Source organism: Microbacterium sp. PAMC22086, from assembly GCF_019443525.1.
GTDB classification, from domain to species: Bacteria; Actinomycetota; Actinomycetes; order Actinomycetales; family Microbacteriaceae; genus Microbacterium; species Microbacterium maritypicum.
In genome coordinates, this window is the sequence record NZ_CP080380.1 from 890,585 (window position 1) to 910,654 (window position 20,070).

Annotated in this window: 26 protein-coding genes; 17 read left to right on the forward strand and 9 right to left on the reverse strand. The window is 68.6% G+C overall.

Translation table 11 applies throughout. The features are described 5' to 3' along the window. Positions 1-48: 48 nt before the first annotated feature. From KY497_RS04370 to KY497_RS04405, 8 genes are all read left to right on the forward strand, one after another. Positions 49-1,104: an NAD(P)-dependent alcohol dehydrogenase gene (locus KY497_RS04370; protein WP_219869909.1), complete on the forward strand. Its 1,056-nt coding sequence runs from the start codon at positions 49-51 to the stop codon at positions 1,102-1,104. Next, positions 1,101-2,600, forward strand: coding sequence for a sugar ABC transporter ATP-binding protein (locus tag KY497_RS04375; protein WP_219869910.1), 1,500 nt, complete (start codon positions 1,101-1,103; stop codon positions 2,598-2,600). Before KY497_RS04370 ends, KY497_RS04375 begins: the two co-directional genes overlap by 4 nt. Positions 2,601-2,629: 29 nt before the next feature. Next, positions 2,630-3,634: an ABC transporter permease gene (locus KY497_RS04380; RefSeq protein ID WP_258185882.1), complete on the forward strand. Its 1,005-nt coding sequence runs from the start codon at positions 2,630-2,632 to the stop codon at positions 3,632-3,634. A 51-nt stretch (positions 3,635-3,685) separates the two neighbouring features. After that, positions 3,686-4,693 (forward strand): sugar ABC transporter substrate-binding protein, encoded by a 1,008-nt coding sequence (locus KY497_RS04385; RefSeq protein WP_127483200.1) that lies wholly within the window; start codon positions 3,686-3,688, stop codon positions 4,691-4,693. Between the two features lie 94 nt (positions 4,694-4,787). Continuing rightward, positions 4,788-5,402: a nucleoside/nucleotide kinase family protein gene (locus KY497_RS04390; protein WP_219869912.1), complete on the forward strand. Its 615-nt coding sequence runs from the start codon at positions 4,788-4,790 to the stop codon at positions 5,400-5,402. Continuing rightward, the gene (locus KY497_RS04395; protein WP_055874971.1) at positions 5,399-6,166 is read left to right on the forward strand and encodes an SDR family NAD(P)-dependent oxidoreductase; all 768 of its coding nucleotides are present in this window, start codon (positions 5,399-5,401) and stop codon (positions 6,164-6,166) included. Before KY497_RS04390 ends, KY497_RS04395 begins: the two co-directional genes overlap by 4 nt. Positions 6,167-6,302: 136 nt before the next feature. Further along, the gene (locus KY497_RS04400; RefSeq protein WP_219869913.1) at positions 6,303-6,890 is read left to right on the forward strand and encodes a cysteine hydrolase family protein; all 588 of its coding nucleotides are present in this window, start codon (positions 6,303-6,305) and stop codon (positions 6,888-6,890) included. 155 nt (positions 6,891-7,045) lie between these two features. Then, positions 7,046-7,471 (forward strand): RNA polymerase sigma factor, encoded by a 426-nt coding sequence (locus tag KY497_RS04405; RefSeq protein ID WP_219869914.1) that lies wholly within the window; start codon positions 7,046-7,048, stop codon positions 7,469-7,471. On the opposite strand, the gene KY497_RS04410 is transcribed toward KY497_RS04405, so the two are convergent. Then, complete coding sequence (locus KY497_RS04410) at positions 7,468-8,538, reverse strand: MFS transporter (protein WP_258185885.1); 1,071 nt, start codon at positions 8,536-8,538, stop codon at positions 7,468-7,470. The genes KY497_RS04405 and KY497_RS04410 overlap by 4 nt on opposite strands. A 114-nt stretch (positions 8,539-8,652) precedes the next feature. On the opposite strand from KY497_RS04410, the gene KY497_RS04415 reads away from it, so the two are divergent. The 9 genes from KY497_RS04415 to KY497_RS04455 all read left to right on the forward strand — a co-directional run bounded on the left by KY497_RS04415 (position 8,653) and on the right by KY497_RS04455 (position 13,302). After that, positions 8,653-9,114, forward strand: coding sequence for a MarR family winged helix-turn-helix transcriptional regulator (locus tag KY497_RS04415; RefSeq protein ID WP_055866426.1), 462 nt, complete (start codon positions 8,653-8,655; stop codon positions 9,112-9,114). 24 nt (positions 9,115-9,138) lie between these two features. Next, a complete protein-coding gene (locus tag KY497_RS04420; RefSeq protein WP_219869915.1) occupies positions 9,139-9,948 on the forward strand; it encodes a sugar nucleotide-binding protein in 810 nt (269 codons plus the stop codon). A 36-nt stretch (positions 9,949-9,984) separates the two neighbouring features. Further along, positions 9,985-10,620: a DUF1684 domain-containing protein gene (locus tag KY497_RS04425; RefSeq protein WP_141386930.1), complete on the forward strand. Its 636-nt coding sequence runs from the start codon at positions 9,985-9,987 to the stop codon at positions 10,618-10,620. A 152-nt stretch (positions 10,621-10,772) separates the two neighbouring features. After that, positions 10,773-11,288: an Asp23/Gls24 family envelope stress response protein gene (locus KY497_RS04430; RefSeq protein WP_219869916.1), complete on the forward strand. Its 516-nt coding sequence runs from the start codon at positions 10,773-10,775 to the stop codon at positions 11,286-11,288. Beyond that, the gene (locus tag KY497_RS04435) at positions 11,285-11,473 is read left to right on the forward strand and encodes a DUF2273 domain-containing protein (RefSeq protein ID WP_017829702.1); all 189 of its coding nucleotides are present in this window, start codon (positions 11,285-11,287) and stop codon (positions 11,471-11,473) included. Before KY497_RS04430 ends, KY497_RS04435 begins: the two co-directional genes overlap by 4 nt. Further along, positions 11,473-11,868: a hypothetical protein gene (locus tag KY497_RS04440; RefSeq protein WP_017829701.1), complete on the forward strand. Its 396-nt coding sequence runs from the start codon at positions 11,473-11,475 to the stop codon at positions 11,866-11,868. Before KY497_RS04435 ends, KY497_RS04440 begins: the two co-directional genes overlap by 1 nt. Then, positions 11,865-12,449: a DUF6286 domain-containing protein gene (locus tag KY497_RS04445; protein ID WP_055866414.1), complete on the forward strand. Its 585-nt coding sequence runs from the start codon at positions 11,865-11,867 to the stop codon at positions 12,447-12,449. Before KY497_RS04440 ends, KY497_RS04445 begins: the two co-directional genes overlap by 4 nt. Then, entirely contained in the window at positions 12,446-13,060 is a 615-nt protein-coding gene (locus KY497_RS04450; RefSeq protein ID WP_219869917.1) for a hypothetical protein, read from the forward strand. The genes KY497_RS04445 and KY497_RS04450 overlap by 4 nt, the downstream gene beginning before the upstream one ends. 38 nt (positions 13,061-13,098) lie before the next feature. After that, entirely contained in the window at positions 13,099-13,302 is a 204-nt protein-coding gene (locus KY497_RS04455) for a hypothetical protein (RefSeq protein WP_017829698.1), read from the forward strand. A gap of 16 nt (positions 13,303-13,318) precedes the next feature. Here the strand turns inward: KY497_RS04455 and KY497_RS04460 are convergent, their stop codons facing one another. The 8 genes from KY497_RS04460 to KY497_RS04495 all read right to left on the reverse strand — a co-directional run bounded on the left by KY497_RS04460 (position 13,319) and on the right by KY497_RS04495 (position 20,067). Beyond that, complete coding sequence (locus tag KY497_RS04460; protein ID WP_219869918.1) at positions 13,319-13,717, reverse strand: hypothetical protein; 399 nt, start codon at positions 13,715-13,717, stop codon at positions 13,319-13,321. Then, a complete protein-coding gene (locus KY497_RS04465) occupies positions 13,680-14,744 on the reverse strand; it encodes a serine hydrolase (RefSeq protein WP_219869919.1) in 1,065 nt (354 codons plus the stop codon). The genes KY497_RS04460 and KY497_RS04465 overlap by 38 nt, the downstream gene beginning before the upstream one ends. Before the next feature lie 222 nt (positions 14,745-14,966). Beyond that, positions 14,967-15,242, reverse strand: a complete 276-nt coding sequence (locus KY497_RS04470; protein ID WP_219869920.1) for a YHS domain-containing protein — start codon at positions 15,240-15,242, stop codon at positions 14,967-14,969. Positions 15,243-15,295: 53 nt separating this feature from the next. Next, positions 15,296-17,563, reverse strand: a complete 2,268-nt coding sequence (locus KY497_RS04475) for a cation-translocating P-type ATPase (RefSeq protein WP_127483183.1) — start codon at positions 17,561-17,563, stop codon at positions 15,296-15,298. 69 nt (positions 17,564-17,632) lie between these two features. Further along, positions 17,633-18,598: a DUF748 domain-containing protein gene (locus KY497_RS04480; protein WP_219869921.1), complete on the reverse strand. Its 966-nt coding sequence runs from the start codon at positions 18,596-18,598 to the stop codon at positions 17,633-17,635. Further along, positions 18,595-18,807 (reverse strand): heavy-metal-associated domain-containing protein, encoded by a 213-nt coding sequence (locus KY497_RS04485; RefSeq protein ID WP_055866402.1) that lies wholly within the window; start codon positions 18,805-18,807, stop codon positions 18,595-18,597. The genes KY497_RS04480 and KY497_RS04485 overlap by 4 nt, the downstream gene beginning before the upstream one ends. A gap of 39 nt (positions 18,808-18,846) precedes the next feature. Next, on the reverse strand, positions 18,847-19,092 hold the full coding sequence (locus KY497_RS16945) for a hypothetical protein (protein ID WP_375140925.1): 246 nt from the start codon (positions 19,090-19,092) through the stop codon (positions 18,847-18,849). A gap of 57 nt (positions 19,093-19,149) precedes the next feature. Then, positions 19,150-20,067: a DUF1295 domain-containing protein gene (locus KY497_RS04495; protein WP_219869922.1), complete on the reverse strand. Its 918-nt coding sequence runs from the start codon at positions 20,065-20,067 to the stop codon at positions 19,150-19,152. Between the last annotated feature and the right edge of the window lie 3 nt (positions 20,068-20,070).

A 20,070-nucleotide genomic window follows, 5' to 3' on the forward strand; every position in this document is an offset into this window, starting at 1 on the left:
GCCCGAAGCCCCGCACCACCCCGTTCTCACAGGAGAGAGAGGTTTCTCATGACTGAGATCCCGTCGACGATGACCGCCAGCGTGCTGCGAGGGGTGAAGGACCTGGTGCTGGAAGAGCGCCCCGTCCCGGTGCCCGCCGCTGACGAGGTGCTGGTGGAGGTCGCGAGCGTCGGCGTCTGCGGCTCCGATGTGCACTACTACGAGCACGGCCGCATCGGTCCGTACGTGGTCGACACCCCGCTGATCCTCGGTCACGAGGTGAGCGGTCGCATCGTCGCCGTCGGTGCTGACGTCGACCCGGAGCGCATCGGACGACGTGTGGCCATCGAGCCCCAGCGGCCCTGCCGTCGCTGCGACTTCTGCCGAGCCGGCGACTACAACCTGTGCCCGCAGATGGAGTTCTACGCGACGCCGCCGATCGACGGCGCGTTCTGCGACTACGTCATCATCCAGGACGACTTCGCGTATGACGTGCCCGACTCGATCAGCGATCACGCGGCAGCGCTCATGGAGCCGCTATCCGTCGGCATCGCAGCCGCGCAGAAGGGCGGCATCAAGGTGGGTGACACCGTGCTGATCGCCGGCGGCGGACCGATCGGCATCATCGCCGCTCAGGTGGCCAAGGCGTTCGGCGCCGTCGACGTGGTGGTCGCCGACATCAGCCCGGCCCGCCGGGAGCTCGCCGCATCGTACGGTGCCCGCGTCGTCGACCCGGCGGCACAGTCGACCGTCGACCTCGCCGCGAACGTCTTCATCGATGCCTCCGGTGCCACACCCGCGATCGTCAACGGCATCCGCTCCACCCGTGCAGGCGGCACCGTGGTCCTGGTCGGCAGTGCCGACGAGTTCCCGCTCTCGGTGCCCGACGTGGCGATGCGCGAGCTGAACGTCACCGGCATCTTCCGCTACACCGGCACCTGGCCGATCGCCCGGGCCCTGCTGGAATCCGGCCAGGTCGTGCTCGACTCGCTCGTCACGCACGTGTACGGCATCGAGCAGGTCGAGGAGGCGCTGTCCGGCGAAGGATCGGTCGACTCTCTCAAGCGGATCGTCCTGCCGCGCGTGCGTCGTGTCGACGAGCCAGAGGTCAGGGCGGCGTCATGACCGACGCGCTGCTGTCCGTCGAGGGGATCTCGAAGTCGTTCCCCGGTGTGAAGGCCCTCGACGACGTGTCGTTCGATGTGCGCCCCGGCACCGTGCACGCTCTCTGCGGCGAGAACGGCGCCGGCAAGTCGACCCTGATGAAGATCATCAACGGGATCTACCAGCCCGACACCGGCACCATCCGGGTGCGCGGCGAGGAGGTGCGGATCAAGAACCCGATCGACGCCCGCGCCCGCGGCATCGCGATGATCTCGCAGGAGCTCAACTACGTGCCGGGCATGACCATCGCGGAGAGCTTCTTCCTCGGTCGCCTGCCCATGAAGCTCGGCAAGATCGACTGGAAGTTCATCCGCAGCGAGGCGCGTCGCATCCTCGCAGCGGAAGGGCTGGACTTCTCGATCAACCGCCGACTCGGCACGCTCACCGTCTCGGAGATCCAGACCCTCGAGATCCTCCGTGCGGTCTACCACAGCGCTGACGTGCTGATCATGGACGAGCCCACCTCGGCGATCGCCCACAAGGAGGTCGAGTCGTTGTTCGCGAAGATCCGCGATCTGCGCGCACAGGGCAAGTCGATCATCTACATCTCGCACAAGATGGACGAGGTGTTCGAGCTCGCGGACGACGTCAGCGTGCTCCGCGACGGCACCGTCGTGAGCTCGCAGCCCACCGCCGAGATCAGCTCCAGCCAGATCATCGCGCAGATGGTCGGTCGTGACCTCGACCACCAGGCGTACCCCAAGGAGCAGGTCGAGATCGGTGACACGGTCTTCCGTGCCACCGGGCTGTCGTCCGCGCACATGTTCGAGGACATCGACCTGAACATCCGCGCGGGCGAGATCGTCGGGCTCGCCGGACTCATCGGCGCGGGTCGCAGCGAGGTCATCCGCGCGGTGTTCGGACTCGACAAGCTCGATGCGGGCGAGATCGAGATCGACACGGCCACCGTGAAGATCAAGAACCCGACGCAGGCGATCAAAGCCGGTGTCGCGATGCTCTCCGAGGACCGGCGTCTGGTCGGCATCGTGCCGCAGCTCAGCATCATGAAGAACGCCACGCTGGCGAGCATGCGCAAGGTGATCCACGGCGGCTTCGCCCGGCGCCGGGAGGAGGAGAAGCTCGTCACCGAGTACTTCGACAAGATGAACGTCAAGGCGCCCAGCCTGCAGACGCGCATCGCGAACCTCAGCGGTGGCAACCAGCAGAAGGTCCTCCTCGCCCGCTGGCTGATCTCCGACCCGAAGATCCTCCTCCTCGACGAGCCCACCCGCGGCATCGACGTCGGAGCGAAGTTCGAGATCTACAAGATCATGACCGAGCTGGCCAAGCAGGGCCGCGGCATCCTCATGATCTCGTCCGAGCTGCCCGAGCTCATCGGGATGTGCGACCGCATCTACGTGATGTCGGCCGGACGCCTCACCGCGGAGCTGACACCCGATCAGTTCTCGCAGGAAACCATCCTCACGTACGCCATGAATGAAATCGAGGTGGCATGAAAATGCTCTCCAACCTGAAGAGACTCGAGGTGAGCCGCTTCTCGATCTACATCATCCTGTTGATCGTCATCGTCGCGGCGAGCCTGCTGAGCCCGAACTTCCTGAGCTCGGACAACCTGTTCAACGTGCTTCGGCAGGTGTCGGTCATCACCATCCTCGCGTTCGGCGCGATGACGCTCATCATCGGCGGGATGATCGACCTCTCCGCCGGCGCCGTGATGGCGTTCGCGGGTGTGGTGTCGGTCATGGTCTACAAGTCGAGCGGCAACCTGCTGCTCGCGATCCTCGCCGGCATCGCGATCGGCATGATCTGCAACCTCGTCAACGCCTTCCTCGTCGCGACGCTGAAGACCCCGGCGTTCATCGTCACCCTCGGCATGATGCTCATGGCCCGCGGCGCGGTGCTCGAGCTCACGCAGGGTCAGAACGTGCTCCAGCTCGGTGACTTCGTCCTGATCGGACAGGGCAACCTCGGCTGGCTGCCGATCCCGGTGCTGGTGCTCATCGGCGTGACGATCGTGATCTGGTACCTGATGAACCAGACCAGGTACGGCCGCTCGGTGTACGCGGTCGGCGGCAACGAGGAGGCGGCGCGGGCCGCCGGGATCTCGGTCGCGCGTGTGAAATACCAGGCGTTCCTCGTCAACGGCGCCCTGGTCGGCATCGCCGGCGTGATCTTCATGTCGCGCGTCAACGCCGGTCTGCCCAACGCCGGCGTCGGCTACGAGCTGCAGGCGATCACCGCGCCGATCATCGGTGGCACGAGCTTCTCCGGAGGCGTCGGCACCGTGATGGGAACACTCGCGGGTGCGCTCATCGTCGGCATCCTCGGCAACATTATGAACCTCATCGGCATCGGCTCGTACATCCAGCAGATCGTGATGGGCGCGATCATCGTGATCGCCGTCGCCTACGACGTCTTCAGCAAGCGCGGCAAGGCGAAGACCACGATCCTCAAGTCCGACGCGAAGGGCGATCCCTTCCCCGCCCGGGCCTCCTCGACCGATCCGGGAGGCGGTCGGGTGAAAGCCTGACCCTCCCCTTTCCGCAACGCTTCACCCACCCAACGAAAACAGGAGAAGACAATGAAGAGTCTTACCCGCAGGATCATCGCCCTCGGCGCCGCAGCCGCTGCGGCGATCAGCCTCGCAGGCTGCGCCGTCACCACCGGAAACCCGACCGGAGGCGGCGGTGGTGCCACCGAGGACAAGGACGAGTACCGCGTCGCGTACATCGCCCGAGCCCAGGCCGACTCGTTCGCCGCCTGGCTCGCCAACGAGATGAAGGCGGAGGCCGGCAACTACGACGACATCACCCTCGAGGTGTTCGACGGCCAGGCCGACGACGAGATCGAGAACAAGATGATCGAGAACGCGATCGCCAACAAGTTTGACGCGGTCATCATCCAGGCGAACAACGCCGACGCCCAGCTGCCCTACATCCAGCAGGCAATCGACGCGGGCATCGTGACCATCACCACCAACCCGCGCGTGGAGGGACTCACCGGCGGCAACTCGGTCGACGCCGACCCGTACAAGCAGGGCGCCGTCGTCGCGCAGCTCGCGCTGGAGGAGATCCCGGAGAACGCGAACGTCGTCGTGCTCAACGGCCCCGCCGGCAACTTCCACAGCACCGCACGCCGCGAAGCGTGGGAGGCCGAGTTCTTCGAGAAGCGCCCCGACGTGAAGATCGTCGCGGAGGACATCGCGAACTGGAACAAGGATGAGGCCATGACCCTCATGGAGGACTGGTCGCTGGCCAACCCCGACGTCGACGCGATCATCTCGATGAACGACAACATGGCGTCGGGTGCGCTCGAGGCTGTGAAGGGCAAGGGCGGCTTCGACGGCATCCTCGCCTACGGCGTCGACGGCACCCCCGAGGCCGTGCTCCTGATCGAGGCCGGCACGATGACCGCGACCTCGCTCCAGAACGCCCGCGAACTGGCACAGCTCAACCTGAAGGCCGTGCACGACCTGCTCACGGGCGCGGAGGACGAGGTGAACGTCGACATCGGCAACCCGTTGATCACGAAGGACAACGTCCAGGAGTACATCGACCTGTACAAGGAGGCCGGACTCCTCGACAAGTGACGTCGCCCGACCGGTGACACCGACGTCGGGGGAGCGGGCGCCTGCCCGTTCCCCCGACGTCTGCCCGCACACCTCCTGGAAGGCAGATCCCGCGATGCTCGCTCTTGCTCTCGCCGACGCCCGTGACCGCGCGCGGCGGCTCGCCCAGGATGGGCGTCCTTTCCTGCTGGGGATCGTCGGTCCGCCCGGCGCCGGCAAGTCCACCCTCGCCGAGGCACTCGGCGAACCCGCGTTCCCCATGGACGGGTTCCACTACGCCAACGAGCACCTGGATCGGCTCGGCCTGCGCGGCCGGAAGGGGGCGCCGGCGACGTTCGACGTCGACGGCTTCGCCGCCCAGCTCGGTCGCCTGCGGGCGGGGCGCGACGTGGTGGCGCCTCGCTTCGACCGCGAGATCGATGCCGCCGTCGCGGGTGCCCTGTCCCTCTCCGCCGCCGACCGCCTGATCGTCGTCGAGGGCAATTACCTGCTCCACGACGCCGATGGGTGGGAGCGGATCCGCCCACTGCTCGACGAGGTCTGGTACATCGACGTGCCGGAGGATCTCCGGCTGCGCCGGCTCGTCGCCCGCCACGAGTCGTTCGGCCGCACGCACGACGACGCCGTGCGGTGGGCCTCCGACGTCGACGGCCCCAACGCCGTCCTCATCCGCGCCACCCGCCACCGGGCCGACGCCATCATCACCCTGACCGAAGGAGAAGACGCATGAGCGTCATGGAAGCATTCGCCCTCACCGACCGCACGGCACTCGTGACCGGTGCCACCCGAGGGCTGGGTCGCGAGTTCGCGCGGGCCCTCGCCGAAGCCGGAGCCGACATCGTCGTGCACGGCCGTGACGAGGAGGCGGCCAAGGAGGTCGCCGCCGAGATCGAGGCGCGCGGACGCCGCGCGTGGATCGTGCTCGGGGACCTCACCGATCGCGCCTCGGTCGACCGCATCGCCGCCGAGGCCATCGGTGCGGCCGGGCACCTCGACATCCTCATCAACAACGCCGGCGCGTGCATCCACCGTCCCGCGCTCGAGGTGACGGACGACGAGTGGTCGCACGTCATCGACACCAACCTCACGGCGCTGTGGCGTATGTCGCAGGCAGTCGGCGGACACATGGTCGCACGTGGCTCGGGCTCGATCGTCAACGTCGGCTCCATCTCGGCGCAGATCGTCAACCGGCCGCAGTTCCAGCCGGCGTACAACGCGTCCAAGGCCGCCGTGCACCACCTCACCAAGTCGCTCGCGGCAGAGTGGGCGCCGTCCGGCGTCCGCGTGAACGCCGTGGCCCCCGGGTACATCAAGACCGACATGTCGCCGGTCGACGAGCCCAAGTACCGTCGCTTCTGGATCGAGGACTCCGCGCAGCAGCGTTATGCGACGCCGGACGAGGTGAGCCCCTCGATCGTGTTCCTCGCCTCGGACGCCGCGAGCTTCATGTCGGGCACCGTGCTGGTCGTCGACGGCGGCTACACGCTGTTCTGAGCGGCACGGCGGACGCCGCCGGGGATGAATCCTCGGTGGTGTCCGCTCCTCCCGTCCGGCCCGTCTGTCCGGATCCCTGCGGTCGTCGGCAGTGTGCGGTCTTGTCCGCGTCCGCGAGGGCGGGCACGATGAGCGCATGACGTCTTCTTCCGACACCGCCCTGCTCGTCATCGATGCGCAGGAGTCCTTCCGCCGGCGTGCCGACGACTGGGCGGCCACGGCGAATCCTGCTGTGATCGACAACATCGCGCTCCTCGTCGCCCACGCGCGAGAGGTCGGCGACCCGGTCGTGTGGATCACGCACTCCGAGCCGGGGAGCGGGGGTGTGTTCGACCCCGCATCGGGCTTCGTGCGTGTGATCGAGGACCTCGATCCGCGCGAATCCGAAGCAGCCCTCACCAAGACGACGGTCAACTCGTTCGGCTCGACGGACCTCCATGACAGGTTGCAGGGGGCGGGGGTGCGTCGCGTCGTGATCTGCGGCATCCGCACCGAGCAGTGCTGCGAGACGACGGCCCGCGTCGCCGCCGACCTCGGCTACGAGGTGGAGTTCGTCACCGATGCGACCACGACCTCGGCGATCCCGGCGCACGGCGGGCTGGCCGCCGTATCGGGGGAGGACATCATGCGCCGTACGGAGAGCATCCTGGCGGCCCGGGGATTCGCGACCATCGCGAGCACGAGCGAACGGATCGGAGCGGTCCGGGCGCCCGGTCTCCCCTAGAAGCGCCGCCCGGATTCCCCACGACGTCGTCGCCCACCGACAGATTCCGTCGCGATGCTCGTTGTCCGGAAGGGGCGTTCCCGCGGGGAGATGCGCGGCGTGCCATCGCGTAATCTCATCAGTAGCGGAGGGGGGCGCACTCAGGGGAGTGGGCAATGGGCGAAGCAACGGACCAGGTCGATCGGCGTGTCGTCGATGATCGACGGGCCCGAGAGGCGAACGCGGGGGACCGTGGTGCGGCCGGGGAGTACCTCGCCGAGAATCTCCCGTACCTGTTGTCGATAGCGCGACGGATCTCCAACGGCGTGCTCGATCCCGACGACCTCGCCGCGGACGCCATCGCCGCCCTCCTCGCGCTGTGGGCCGAGGGCAGGGGACCGACCTCGAACCCCAACGCCTATCTCTCGCGAGCGATGAGGAACCGTCTGATCGACGAGTACCGTTCACCGCGCTCCCGCGTCGGTGGCATCCTCGATGCCGATGAGGAGCTCCAGCCGCACTTCGACTCGACCAGGCGCACCGATCTTCACCGCGAGGACGCGTATGTCGCCGCCGCTCTGCAGTCCCTCCCGCCGGATTAGCAGCTGGTGCTGAAAGCCGTCGTCGTCGATGGGCGCAAGCCGGGAGACCTCGAGGGAGAACTGGCGCGGCGGGCGCCGGCGATCTCGTCCCTGCTGCGGCGCGCCAAGCTCAGCCTGCGCCGGGCGACGCTGCGGGTGGTCCTCGAAGAAGACGCGCCAGCGGACTGCCGTCGCGCCGCCGGCGACCTCCCGGAGTCGGTCGCGGTGCAGATGGAGGATGTCTCTCGATCGCGCGGTATGGCGCACATCCGCACGTGCGATCGGTGCAGGGCCGCCTGGGGCCGGTTCGCGCGATCGGCGAGGCGTCCGCCCAGCCAGTTGCCGAGCACGAGGCCGGCGCCGAGCAGCCACGGCACGGCGGAGGTGGCGAAGCCGCTCACCTCGGTGAGCGTGTAGGCGATGTAGGTGAAGGCGCCGAACATCCCGCCGAACGCGAGGATCGTGACGACGAGCGAGAACCACACCTGTCCGGAGCGGAAGGCGGCGAGCTCACTGCGGAGGCTCACCTGGGCGGTGGGGCGGGGAAGGCGCGGGACGAGGAGGGCGATGCCGAGGAAGGCCAGCACGCCGATGCCGGAGATCGCCCAGAAGGTCGAGCGCCAGCCCAGCTCCTGACCGAGGACGGTGTCGAACGGCACACCGAAGACGTTCGCGGCGGTGAGGCCGGTGAACATGATCGCGATCGCGCCGGCCTTCTTCTCGGGGGCGACGAGGCCGGCGGCGACGACCGATCCGATGCCGAAGAATGCACCGTGGCAGAGGGCGGCGATGATGCGTCCGAGTATCGCGACGCTGTAGTCGTCGGCGAGAGCGGTAAGGGCGTTGCCGATGATGAACATCACGATGAGCCCGAGCAGCACGGGCTTCTTGGTCAGCCGGGTGGCCGCGGCGGTGAGCACGAGTGCGCCGACCACCACAGCCAGCGCGTAGCCGGAGATGAGCCAGCCGGCTGCCGACTCGGTGACGCCGAAGTCGTGGGCGACTTCGGGCAGCAGGCCCATGATGACGAACTCGGTGAGTCCGATGCCGAACGCCCCGATGGCGAGGGCGATCAGTCCTGGAGGCATGACGACTCTCCTGATAGATTGGTGGGGATACTTGCAGACGCCGCATATTGCACATCGAACGTAATGATTGCACACGCAAGTATATGGCGCAAGCAACTAACTCGGAGGATGGCCATGGGTATCGGTGACGACGCGGTCGAGGTGCGTGCGCAGGGCTGGCGGACGCTCGCCGCCCTGCATGGCCTGATCGAGACCGCGCTCGAGCGCAGCCTGGGAGAGGCGGCATCGCTCTCGGTCGTCGAGTACACCGTGCTCGACGCGCTCGACAGGCAGGACGGATGGCACATGCGCATGCAGCAGCTCGCGCGTGCGGCGGCCCTGAGCCCCAGCGCCACGACCCGCCTGGTCAACCGCCTCGAGGACCGCGGTCTCCTCACACGCATCCTGTGTGCCGATGACCGTCGCGGCATCTACACCGAGCTCACTCCCGCAGGTCGCGAGCTCTACGAACAAGCGCGACCGATCCATGACGCCGCCCTCGAGCGGGTGCTCGAAGACGCGGCGGCGCAGCCGGAACTAGCCCCCGTCGTCGAGGCACTGCACGGTGTCGCTCTGCCCGCGCTCGCCGCAGGCTGATCCCGACAGATCGACGGCTCCGCGATGACCACCCCCTCCCGCACGCTCCTCGTCGGCTCCGGCAAGATCGCCGCACGCCTCGCACCGCTGATCCTCGAGCACGGCGAGGTGTTCGCGCTGCGCAGGAGCGACGCCGAGCCGCCGGCCGGCGTGACCGGGATCCGCGCCGACCTTGCGGCGCCGCTCGCCTCGCGACTTCCCACGGTCGACGCGATGGTCGTCACGCTTCCGCCCGGCGAGGGCGTGTCGGCCTACCGCACGGCGTTGACGCATCTCGTCGAGGCCCTGCCCGCGATCCCGGCCCGCACCGTGTTCGTGTCGTCGACCGGAGTGTTCGACGGTCCAGGGGCCGCGCGGCCGATCACCGAGCAGGACGATCCGGAACCGACGAGCGCGCGCTCGCGAGGACTGCGCGACGGCGAGCGGGCGGCCGTCGAGATCTTCGATGCGGTCGTCGTGAGGCCGGCCGGCATCTACGGACCCGGCCGCGAATTCCTGCTGCGGAAGGTGCGCGAAGGCGCGGCGGTCGAACACGCGCGGCGCACGAACCGCATCCACGAGACCGACCTGGTGCGCACCCTCGACCTGCTGCTGCGGACGCCCGCCCCTCCACGGCTCGTGCACGTCGTCGACGAGAGCCCGGCACCGCTGGGAGAGGTCGTCGGTTTCATCGCGCGCGAGCTCGGTGTCGATGTGCCCCCCGACATCGGCTCTGCGGACCCGGGCGGCTTCGTGTACGACGGGTCGTTGCTGCGGTCGCTGCTCGGCACCCTCGAGTATCCGACCTATCGCGAGGGATACGCCGAGATGATCGCGGGCCCCACCGCGAGCTGAGGCGCCGTCGTCGGCAGCGCCGCGTAGCCTGGGGCCATGACGAGCACAGCTGCGCGCACCGCCATCGAGGTCGTCGACTGGCGGCGTCGGGTCTTCGCCCTGTACGACGCCGTGCGGATCGCGGACTCCCCGGAGGAGGCGCACGAACTCTGGCGGATCGAGCGGGACGATCTGATGCTCCACCACCCGGCCACTCCGTTGCTGCCCGAGGACAGGGCGCTGTTCGAGGGGCTCCCGATCGCTTCGTACGACCCGCAGTGGCGCTTCGAACTGCCGGTCCTCCCCTCAGATCCCGGCGGCTTCGAGTTCGCGACCGGCACCGACGGCATCGTCCCGTTCGAGCGGATCGGCCGTGTGGAGATCCCGGATGCCGGATCGCTCGACGTCTGGCGGCTGGCCTCCTACGGCGGCGGTCTCTTCATCCCGGTGCGTGATGCGCTGGCCGGCCACCCCGGCGGAACCTACGGCGGCGGACGCTACCTGATCGACACGGTCAAGGGCGCCGACCTCGGATCCGACGCCCGGCGCGGCACGATCGTGCTCGACTTCAACTTCGCCTACAACCCCTCGTGCGCCTACGACCCGGCGTGGGCCTGCCCACTCGCGCAACCGGGGAACGTGCTCACGACCGCCGTCCCGGTCGGGGAGATGTACGGGGTCGGGAGCGCCTGAGCGCCTGGTCTTCCGGGCTCCCGCACGGATCCGGAACGACTTTGTGACGAATCGACGTGCGCGCACGTCCTATCTCCGAGCGAGCGTTTCGCTCCCGGCGGGAGTCTCACACGGGACCCGCGACCGGTCTTCAGATCGAGATGGGACACCTCATGGCAAACCAGGACCAGAACACCCCCGCTCCGGCCGAGAAGGAGCTCGCTCAGGCTGCTCCGAAGGCTGCCGGCGCCTCCGCGTCGCGCGTCGACCGGTCGAGCGGATTCTCCGCTTCGCGCGTCCCCGACGACGAGAACGCCGCGGGTAAGACGACCATCGCCGACGGCGTGGTGGCCAAGGTCGCCGGCATCGCCGCGCGTGAGGTCCCCGGCGTCTACGCGCTCGGCGGCGGCGGAGCCCGCGCCTTCGGCGCCATCCGCGACGTCATCAACGCCACCGACCTCGCTCAGGGCGTCAAGGTCGAGGTCGGCGACACGCAGGCCGCAGCCGACCTGACCATCGTCGTCGAGTACCCGGCACCCATCCAGGACGTCGCGAACAACGTCCGTGCTGCTGTCGCCGGTGCGATCAGCCGCCTGGTCGGCCTCGAGGTCGTCGAGGTCAACGTCGAGGTCAACGACGTGCACGTGCCCGGCGACGACAGCGACGACGAGGAGTCGCGCGTCTCATGAGCGCCACAACGGTCGGCGCCCTGATCGGCGCTCTGCTGGCCCTCGCCGCCCTGCTGTTCGGGTTCTGGGGGTTCCTCCTCATGGCCGTGTTCGCGGGCATCGGGGCGCTCGTGGGCCGAATCGCTTCCGGCAAGCTCGACGTCCGCGGTCTCGCAGACGTCTTCACCGGGCGGCGCACCTCCTGATGCGTGCCGACCAGCACATCGCCGGCGGCGACGCTCTCTCGGGAGTCGCCGCCGGCGGGGCCGCCCTCCGCGGTCGCGTCGAGGTGAAGGAGCGTGTCTATCGCACGGTCACCGAGAAGGCGTCCGCGACGTTGATCGGGGTGCCTCGCAGCGACGTGAAGGTCGATGTCGCGGAGCACCCCAGGGGGATCACGGTGCGCATCGCCGCGCCTCTTCCCGTCCCCCGACTGGATGACACGGCCGCGATCGCTCAGACCGTGCCTGTTCTCGAGCGGGCGCGGGATCTGCAGGAGCAGTTGCAGCAGCACCTGAGCACGATCCTCGGACGCAACGTCATCCGCATCAACCTCACCGTCACCGGTGCCACCATCCCGGAAAGGAGACGAGTGCAATGAGCACCCCGGTTCTGCGCCGCGTCATCCGGCGCGAGACGCACTCGCCGCGGACCGTCGCGATGTTCGTCGCGGTGATCCTGCTCATCCTGGCCCTCGCATACATCGGGCTCGAGATCGTGTTGAGCCTCGCCGCGCAGCCCGCGCTCCTGCTCGGTCCGGCCGCAGCCGGAGGGTGGCTCATCGGGCTTCCCACCGCGCAGCCCGCCGGGCTCGTGATCGCCGGCAGCGTCGTCCTCGCCCTCATCGGCGTGATCTTCATCGTGCTGGCCATCACCCCGGGGCGGCTCTCGAAGCATGTCCTGGACGGAGGCGGACGGGCCGTGGTCGTGGACAACGGTGTGATCGCCAGCGCGCTGGCCCAGCACCTCGCAGAGGAGACCGGCCTCGCCCGCGACAGCATCACCGTCGGCGTCGGTCATCGCACCGTCGACGTGACCGTACGCCCCGGCATCGGCATCCCGCTCGACAAGGCCGACGTGGCCTCGGCTGCCGAGGCGGAGCTGCAGACCTACCGGCTGGCCCACCGGGTCCGCACCCGGGTGCGCATCGAGCGACCCGCCGAGAAGGAGGACGAACTGTGAACAACACCAATCGTGCGTTGAATCGCACCCTGCTCCTGATCATCGGGGTGCTGTTCCTCGGGCTCGGCGCCCTCGGCATCGCCATCATGAGCTGGCCGACGGCGTCGGACATCTGGGCCGCAGGTGGCAAGGACGCGCAGTCCTGGCTCGACCAGGCGATCGCCGCGACCGCGATCGCCGGTGGCGGCCTGTCATGGATCGGCATCGGCGCTGTCGTGGCGATCGTGGTCGTCATCGTCCTGCTGATCCTCGCGCTCACCAGCATCGCGGGTCGCCGCTCGAAGACCGTGCTCCGCTCGACGGGAGCGCAGAACCCTCTGGGCCGCGTGACCGTCAACGAATCGTTCGTGTCGGATGCGGTGAAGAACTCCCTCACCACTCGGGACGAGGTCCTCTCGGCGCAGGTCACGGCCAACGACGTGCGCCGCCGGCCGGTGCTGCACGTGTCGGTCACCCCGCGGCAGAACACCGATCCGCGCGAGCTCGTCGACCATGTCGACCGACTGCTCGCCAACCTCGCGGTCCTGACCGGCCGCGACACCGAGACGTTCGTCTCGGTCCACACGAGCCTTCGGGCCCGCCTCGCGCACGACCAGCGTCGACTCTCCTGAGCGCGCGGGTCGCCCCACCTCCGCAGAAAGCAGGCATCATGCGCAACAAGATCCTCCTCGTCGTCGGCGTCGCCTTCGTCGCATACGTCCTCGGCAGTCGGTCGGCGACCGTGCAGATCAACAAGGGCGAGTCGGTGAGGCATCAGCTGGTGCGGATGTGGAACGACCCCAAGGCCAGGAAGCAGCGCCACAAGGCCGCCGAGAAGGCGGCCAAGAAGGCGCGCAAGGCACTTCGCGGCTGACCGAGGCGCCGTCGCCTCAGACGATGTGCGTGTTCGGCAGCGGGCTCACCGTCGGGCGGGCGTAGGTGCGACGTCGGGCGGAGACGTCGGTGGGCCGGGCCGCGCGCGGCACGCCGCGGTCGACCGCGATCACCTCGAACTCCTGGATCTGCGCTGGCCGCACCGGGGTGAGGTGGATCATGCAGATCAGCTCGCCCCGCTCGGCGGGGATCGACCACGTGATGTCGGCCGGAGTCGCCGAGGAGACGATCTGCGGTGCTCCGGTATCCTGGCGCAGCGGACCCACCTGGGCGATGAGCTCGTCGATCGCGGCGCGGCGCTGAGGAAGCGGACGATCGAAGTCGATGTTGTCGGCGAAGATCTCGGCGGCCGCATCGTCATCCCAGGAGCGGACCAGCGCGTCTGCTGCCGCCATCAGTCGCCGCGTCTCCGGCCACGGCCGCACGGTCCGGGCGGGGGTGTCGTGCATGGCGAGGGCGCGGAACAGCGCATCCTCCGACAGAGCCACGCACGAAGAGGCCGAGCGCGTAGCCGCCCGTGACGAACTTCCAGGTGCCATCGGGTCGCGCCTGGAGGGAGGGGATGTCGACCTGATGGATGCGCTGCAGCTCGCGCCGTGAGGCCCTGCTGACGACCGCGTCGCCATCGTCCGCACTGGCCGTGGCTGGTCGGGTGGCCGCGGCGAGGAAGCGCACCCAGATGCTGAGGTCGGTGATCGTCGACTGCATGCCTCCGGCCGCGGCCATGGCGTCGGACACGGCCGGAGGGAACCCCGCCCATTCGCCCTCGGTGTTCAGCGAGTAGCCGACCGCCCGGAGAGCGCCGCCCTCCGGGGCGCGGTTGTCGAACCACGTGCTGTTCATCCCGAGCGGCCGCAGGATCTCGTCGGTGACCCAGTCCTCCACGCGCCGACCGACGGCCTTGCCCACCGCGAGCCCCGCCATCGTGAAGCCGATGTTCGAGTACTCGAAGGCGCTGCCGGGGTGGTTGCTGTAGTTGAAGCCCGGTCGGATCCGCTCGACGAGCTCCGCTTCGGTCAGGCCCAGGAACGGGTCGACCCACGAGTTGTCCTCGGTGAGACCGCCGCCCATGCTGAGCAGCTGCCGCAGGGTCGGGGCGACAGCCGGCTCATCGCCCACGGTGCCGTGCCACTGCGGATAGAAGTCGGTGATGGGGGCGTTCAGGTCGAGGAGTCCGCGGTCGCGGGCGAGCAGCGCGCCGAGCGCCACGAAGCTCTTGGTCATCGACGCGATCGGGAAGACCGTGTCGGCGTCGGGGGCGTTGCCCTGGTCGTCGGCGGTCCCGAACCCCCGGGTGTGCTCGAGGCCGTCGGCCCCGACGAGTCCGTACACGAGCCCCGGCGACTGGCCCGCCGCCGTGTACTGGCCGAAGAAGGCATCGAGCTGATCGACGAGCGGCACCACGAGGGTTTCGCTGGACATGGAGACTCCCTTGTTCTGGGGCGGCAGGAACGCCGGTTCTTCTCCAGCCTGTCGTGCCCGGCGCACGAAGTCATGTCCGCGGGAACCGAGTGTCGCGATCGGATGTGTGCGGGGTCACGAAGGCGGCTGCGCGCTGTGGGGCTGGTGCCTCGGCGGCGCTTCTCTCCACGACGCCGCCGGGTTCACGGCGCACGCAGAGGCGCCGCGAACCCCGCGTCGGGCTCACGCCATCTGGGCGGCGTACTTGGCGGGGTCCGAGTCGAAGGCCGGGCCGCACCCGGCGCAGCAGAAGTAGTATCGCTCGTCCTCGTGGTCACGGTAGAGGCCGGCGGCCTCCGCGGCCGTCTTGCTGACCGGGTTGCCGACCATGACCGGGCAGGTGGTGAGGTCATCGCCTGCTGTGCTGGTCAACAGGTTCTCGCGGCCGTTGCCTGCGGCGGCGGGGTTGATGGCGCTGGTGCTGCAACAGCTGGGAGCGGCCTCGGTGTTGTTCGTCATGCGGGATGGTTCCTTTCTCGAGTGCTTCTGGTGGAGGGAGATGGTGCGTGTCATCACTTGGCTATGCTCTTGAACCCGCGCAGGCGCAGGCTGTTGCCGACGACGAAGACGCTGGAAAGCGCCATCGCCGCGCCGGCGAGCATGGGGTTGAGCATTCCGAGTGCGGCGACGGGGATCGCCGCGACGTTGTAGGCGAAGGCCCAGAACAGGTTGGTCTTGATCGTTCCGAGTGTCTTTCGCGACAGCCGGATCGCATCGACCGCGCTGCGCAGATCGCCGCGCACCAGGGTGATGTCGGATGCTTCGATCGCGACATCCGCGCCGGTACCCATCGCGAGTCCGAGATCGGCCTGTGCGAGCGCGGGGGCGTCGTTGACGCCGTCGCCGATCATCGCGACCACCTTGCCTTCGCGCTGCAATCGGGTGACGACATCGACCTTGTCCTTCGGGAGGACTTCGGCGATGACCTCCTCGATACCCACCTCGGCCGCGATCTGCCGGGCCACGGCCTCGTTGTCTCCGGTGAGCAGGATCGGGGTCAACCCGATCGCCTTGAACTGAGCGATCGCTTCGGCGCTGCTCGGCTTCACGGTGTCGGCCACGACGAGGATGCCTCGGGCCTGACCGTCCCACCCCACGGCGACGACGGTCTTTCCCTCGCTCTCGGCGCGGGCCTTCGTCGACGCGAGTTCACGGCTCAGCTGCTGCGACCACTCGGCGAGGAGCGAATCGCGGCCGACGAGCACGGCGTGGCCGTCGACGATCCCCTGTACTCCCTTGCCCTCGATGTTCGCGAAGTCCGAGGGGGTCGGCAGAGAACCGACCTCCTGGGTCGCCCCCTTGGCGATCGCCTGTGCGATGGGGTGCTCCGAGGCATCCTCCAGGGCGCCGGCCAGCCGCAGCAGTTCTGCACGATCTGTGCGGTCCTCTGTGAAAACGCCGACGAGCGTCATCTTGCCGGTGGTGACGGTGCCGGTCTTGTCCAGCACGACGGTGTCGACCTTGCGGGTGGACTCCAGAACCTCCGGGCCCTTGATGAGCACGCCCATCTGTGCGCCGCGACCAGTGCCGACCAGAAGCGCCGTGGGGGTCGCCAGACCGAGCGCGCACGGGCAGGCGATCACGAGCACGGCGACCGCCGCCGTGAACGCCGCGGTCACGGGGAATCCTGCCCCGAGCCAGCCGCCGAGGGCCACGAAGGCGATCACGATCACGATCGGCACGAACACCCCGGAGATCCGGTCGGCGAGGCGCTGCACCTCGGCCTTCCCGGTCTGGGCGTCCTCGACCAGCTGTGCCATCTGTGCCAGTTGCGTGTCCGAGCCGATTCGCGTCGCACGGATCACGAGTCGGCCGCCGACGTTCGTCGTGGCACCGGTGACGGCGTCGCCCTCGGCCACCTCGACCGGGACGGCCTCTCCGGTGAGCATGGATGCGTCCACGGCCGAGGTGCCGGAGACGACCACACCGTCAGTGGCGATCTTCTCCCCGGGGCGCACGATGAACTCGTCGCCCACCTGGAGATCCTCGACGGGGATCTTCGTCTCCACACCGCCACGCAGGACGGCGACCTCTTTCGCGCCAAGTTCGAGGAGAGCGCGCAGGGCCGCGCCGGCCTGCTTCTTCGACCGCTTCTCGAAGTACCGCCCGGCGAGGATGAACATGGTCACCCCTGCGCCCACCTCGAGGTAGATGTTCGCCGCCCCGTCGGACGGGGCCAGCGCGAACTCGAACGGGTGCGTCATGCCCGGCGTGCCCGCTGTGCCGAAGAACAGTGCGTACAACGACCACAGGAACGCGGCCGAGGTGCCCATCGAGATGAGCGTGTCCATCGTGGCGGCGCCGTGCTTCAGGTTGGTCCATGCGGCCTTATGGAAGGGCCATGCCGCCCAGAGGATCACGGGAGCAGCCAGCGCGAGAGAGGCCCACTGCCAGTACGTGAACTGCAGTGCGGGGATCATCGCCATCGCGATCACGGGCACGGTCAGCACGATCGCGCCGATCAGTCGGTTGCGCAGTGACCGCAACTCAGGATCCGCGTCGTCGGCGTCACCGGCGGCCGCCCCGTCGTTCCTCTTCCCCTTCGGGGCGGGCAGGGCCGCGGAGTACCCCGTCTTCTCCACCTCGGCGATCAGCACCGCAGGGTCGTAGCCGTCAGGGACCGTGATCTTCGCCTTCTCGGTCGCGTAGTTCACGGTCGCCACGACACCCTCGAGCTTGTTCAGCTTCTTCTCGATCCGCATCGCGCACGACGCGCAGGTCATCCCGCCGATCTCCAACTCGACGCCTGACCCCATGCTCGGAGGTGCTGATGTACTCATGTGCTTTTCCTTCTGTCGGCTGTGTGTGCGGGCAGCAGCGCGGAGCTGCCGCAGGGCGATGCTCGTCGCTCAGTGCCCGTCGTCGTGGGAGTCGCCGTCGGACACGGCCGCGTCATCCCCCGAAGCGGCGTCGACCACGAACTCGGCGGTGTGCACCTGTCCGTCGACCTGGAAGTCGAGGTACAGGAAGTACCGGCCGGCGGTCGGCGCCTCGGCGGCGAACTCGATCTCGGGCCCTGAGATCTCGCCGACCTCAGGCTCTTCCCCCTTGGCGTGCACGTGCAGGTAGGCGAGGTCGCCGTCGCGCAATGCGACGAGGTGGCCGAAAGCCCCCAGGTAGGGCTCCAGAGCGGTGACGGGCTTGCCGTCTCGCGTCACGGTGAGGGTGAGGTCTTTCGCTGTTCCCGCCGTGAGGTCGCCGTCGAGCGAGACCGTGAAGTCGCCGACCTGTGCGGTCTGCGTCGGCTGCGGCGCCACCGGGGTGAACTCGCCCGTCACCTGGACCGTGCGCGTGAGAGTGAGCGAAGGGGCATCCGTGCCGGCGGGGGTGAAGTCCGCGAAGACGCGATAGGTCCCGGCTTCCGTCCATTCCCACGGCAGTGACCACATGCCCGTGCTCTCATCCAGCGTCGGGTGGACGTGACGGAACAGGCTCCCGTCCGAGCGCACCACGATCAGGTGCAGGTCCTTGTCATGCGCGGTCGTGTAGTCCGTGACCGGGGTGCCTGCGGCGTCGAGGATCTGGAACTGCAGCTCGCCGGAGGTTGCGACGGCTCCCGGCGCCTCGACCGGCGACAGGACGTATCCTTCCAGGCCGAGCGAAAGGCCTTTCAGGCTGTCCGCAGCGACATTCGCAGACTCCTCCGCGGCCGTCGTGGCGGCATCGTGGCCGCCGTCGTGACTGTTCATCTCCGTACCTTCCTTCCACTCGCTGACAACGCTCGGGGGAACGATGGCGCTGGCGAGGCCGAAGGCCCCACCGAACGCCACCACCACGCCGATCCCGTAGATCGTGAGGCGCGCCCCGGCGTTCATACCGTCCGCACCGCCGAGTACCCCGCCTCCGCGACGGCAGCCAGAATCTGCGCATCGTCGAGGGAACCGGAGCCGGTGACGACGAGCGTGCCCGTCTGCGCGCTCACCTGGATGTCTTCGACACCCGGGACTTCGGAGACCTCTTCGCGGATCGACATCTCGCAGTGTCCGCAGGTCATGCCGGTCACCTGGAACTCGTTCGTGGTCATCGCGTTTCCTCTTCTCGTGGTCAGTACTCGTATGGGGTACTAGTCGCAACCGTATACCCTGGTGGGGTATTCCTTCAACCGGCCCGGTTCTCCTCCGCGCAGGGGAGGGCCGGATCTGTCACCCCTGAGGCGTGACAGATCCGGCGCTGATCCGGTCGGTGCGCACCGACGGGGCGGGGTGGCCCTTCGGCTGGTGCGGCGGGCTGCGGCCACGTCGTCCGAGGGGATCACGAGGGTCGGACGGGTGGCATGGTGGAGCACATTCGCGGAGGTGCTTCCCAGCACGGTCGCGGTGAACCCCCGCAGGCCGCGGGATCCGAGGTATCGAAGTGCGCTGAGGGTCTACGCGGCCTTCTCGCGCACGGCCGGCCGCGTGAGCCGTGGGATCAGGGAGGGCGTGTTCTCTCGGTAGGCGATGTAGTCGGCGCGATCGCCCCACTTCTTCTCGGCGCGCGCCTCCAGCAGCGGGATGCCGCTGACGCGGGTGAGCAACAGGATCACGAACAGCCGCGAGAGGAGTGCGACCCACTGCCATCCGGCGAGCACCGGAGCGGCGGTGACGAACACGCCCACCCAGATGACGATCTCGCCGAAGTAGTTGGGGTGGCGCGACCGCGACCACAGGCCGGTGCGGATGAACTCGTCCCGGTTCTGCGGGTCTGCGCGGAACGCCGACTTCTGCGCGTCGGCGACGATCGCCATGCCGATGACCCACACGATGATGCCCACGACGGTCAGCCACCCGATGGGGGCGCGGGCACCGGCATCCGTGCTGATCGCGATCCAGGCGGCGGCCGCGGTCAGCGACACCCACGCGCCCTGGATCACCCACACCTGGAGAAAGCGCAGCGGGGAGCCCTTGATCTCGTCGAAACGTCCGTCTGATCCGGCCTTGTGCACGCGCAGGGCCAGGAAGGATCCGAGGCGGGCGGCCCACAACATCACCATCGCCGCGAGGATCCAGCTGCGCACGTCGGGCAGGGGCGACAGGAGGACGAGTGCGGCGGAGATCACGAGGAAGGTGAGGCTGCCGGTGAGATCGAAGAACCGCTCGGTCTGCAGGATCATCGCGGGGATGAAAGCGATGACCTGGATCGCGAAGGCCGCGGCGATGGCCAGGGCGAACAGCGGGATGCCGCCGAGCGTCGCACTGTTCTGGCTGCCGGCGAGCGCGACGAGCGCGCCGATCACGAGCGCGGCGATGATCGCGATGAGTGAGGAGCGGGAGGACTTGGGGGCTGTGGGTGCGGGGGAGGACATGGC

Excerpts from the sequence above, each read along its gene's own strand:
- KY497_RS04470 (WP_219869920.1), bottom strand. The coding sequence starts at position 15,242 with ATGACGAACAACACCGAGGCCGCTCCCAGCTGTTGCAGCACCAGCGCC.
- KY497_RS04485 (WP_055866402.1), bottom strand. The coding sequence starts at position 18,807 with ATGACCACGAACGAGTTCCAGGTGACCGGCATGACCTGCGGACACTGC.
- KY497_RS04405 (WP_219869914.1), top strand. The coding sequence starts at position 7,046 with ATGGGCGAAGCAACGGACCAGGTCGATCGGCGTGTCGTCGATGATCGA.
- KY497_RS04480 (WP_219869921.1), bottom strand. The coding sequence starts at position 18,598 with ATGAACGCCGGGGCGCGCCTCACGATCTACGGGATCGGCGTGGTGGTG.
- KY497_RS04460 (WP_219869918.1), bottom strand. The coding sequence starts at position 13,717 with ATGGCGGCAGCAGACGCGCTGGTCCGCTCCTGGGATGACGATGCGGCC.
- KY497_RS04395 (WP_055874971.1), top strand. The coding sequence starts at position 5,399 with ATGAGCGTCATGGAAGCATTCGCCCTCACCGACCGCACGGCACTCGTG.
- KY497_RS04495 (WP_219869922.1), bottom strand. The coding sequence starts at position 20,067 with ATGTCCTCCCCCGCACCCACAGCCCCCAAGTCCTCCCGCTCCTCACTC.
- KY497_RS04375 (WP_219869910.1), top strand. The coding sequence starts at position 1,101 with ATGACCGACGCGCTGCTGTCCGTCGAGGGGATCTCGAAGTCGTTCCCC.
- KY497_RS04400 (WP_219869913.1), top strand. The coding sequence starts at position 6,303 with ATGACGTCTTCTTCCGACACCGCCCTGCTCGTCATCGATGCGCAGGAG.
- KY497_RS04385 (WP_127483200.1), top strand. The coding sequence starts at position 3,686 with ATGAAGAGTCTTACCCGCAGGATCATCGCCCTCGGCGCCGCAGCCGCT.
- KY497_RS04455 (WP_017829698.1), top strand. The coding sequence starts at position 13,099 with ATGCGCAACAAGATCCTCCTCGTCGTCGGCGTCGCCTTCGTCGCATAC.
- KY497_RS04430 (WP_219869916.1), top strand. The coding sequence starts at position 10,773 with ATGGCAAACCAGGACCAGAACACCCCCGCTCCGGCCGAGAAGGAGCTC.
- KY497_RS04390 (WP_219869912.1), top strand. The coding sequence starts at position 4,788 with ATGCTCGCTCTTGCTCTCGCCGACGCCCGTGACCGCGCGCGGCGGCTC.
- KY497_RS04445 (WP_055866414.1), top strand. The coding sequence starts at position 11,865 with ATGAGCACCCCGGTTCTGCGCCGCGTCATCCGGCGCGAGACGCACTCG.
- KY497_RS04435 (WP_017829702.1), top strand. The coding sequence starts at position 11,285 with ATGAGCGCCACAACGGTCGGCGCCCTGATCGGCGCTCTGCTGGCCCTC.
- KY497_RS04465 (WP_219869919.1), bottom strand. The coding sequence starts at position 14,744 with ATGTCCAGCGAAACCCTCGTGGTGCCGCTCGTCGATCAGCTCGATGCC.
- KY497_RS04475 (WP_127483183.1), bottom strand. The coding sequence starts at position 17,563 with ATGAGTACATCAGCACCTCCGAGCATGGGGTCAGGCGTCGAGTTGGAG.
- KY497_RS04440 (WP_017829701.1), top strand. The coding sequence starts at position 11,473 with ATGCGTGCCGACCAGCACATCGCCGGCGGCGACGCTCTCTCGGGAGTC.
- KY497_RS04370 (WP_219869909.1), top strand. The coding sequence starts at position 49 with ATGACTGAGATCCCGTCGACGATGACCGCCAGCGTGCTGCGAGGGGTG.
- KY497_RS04415 (WP_055866426.1), top strand. The coding sequence starts at position 8,653 with ATGGGTATCGGTGACGACGCGGTCGAGGTGCGTGCGCAGGGCTGGCGG.
- KY497_RS04420 (WP_219869915.1), top strand. The coding sequence starts at position 9,139 with ATGACCACCCCCTCCCGCACGCTCCTCGTCGGCTCCGGCAAGATCGCC.
- KY497_RS04410 (WP_258185885.1), bottom strand. The coding sequence starts at position 8,538 with ATGCCTCCAGGACTGATCGCCCTCGCCATCGGGGCGTTCGGCATCGGA.
- KY497_RS04425 (WP_141386930.1), top strand. The coding sequence starts at position 9,985 with ATGACGAGCACAGCTGCGCGCACCGCCATCGAGGTCGTCGACTGGCGG.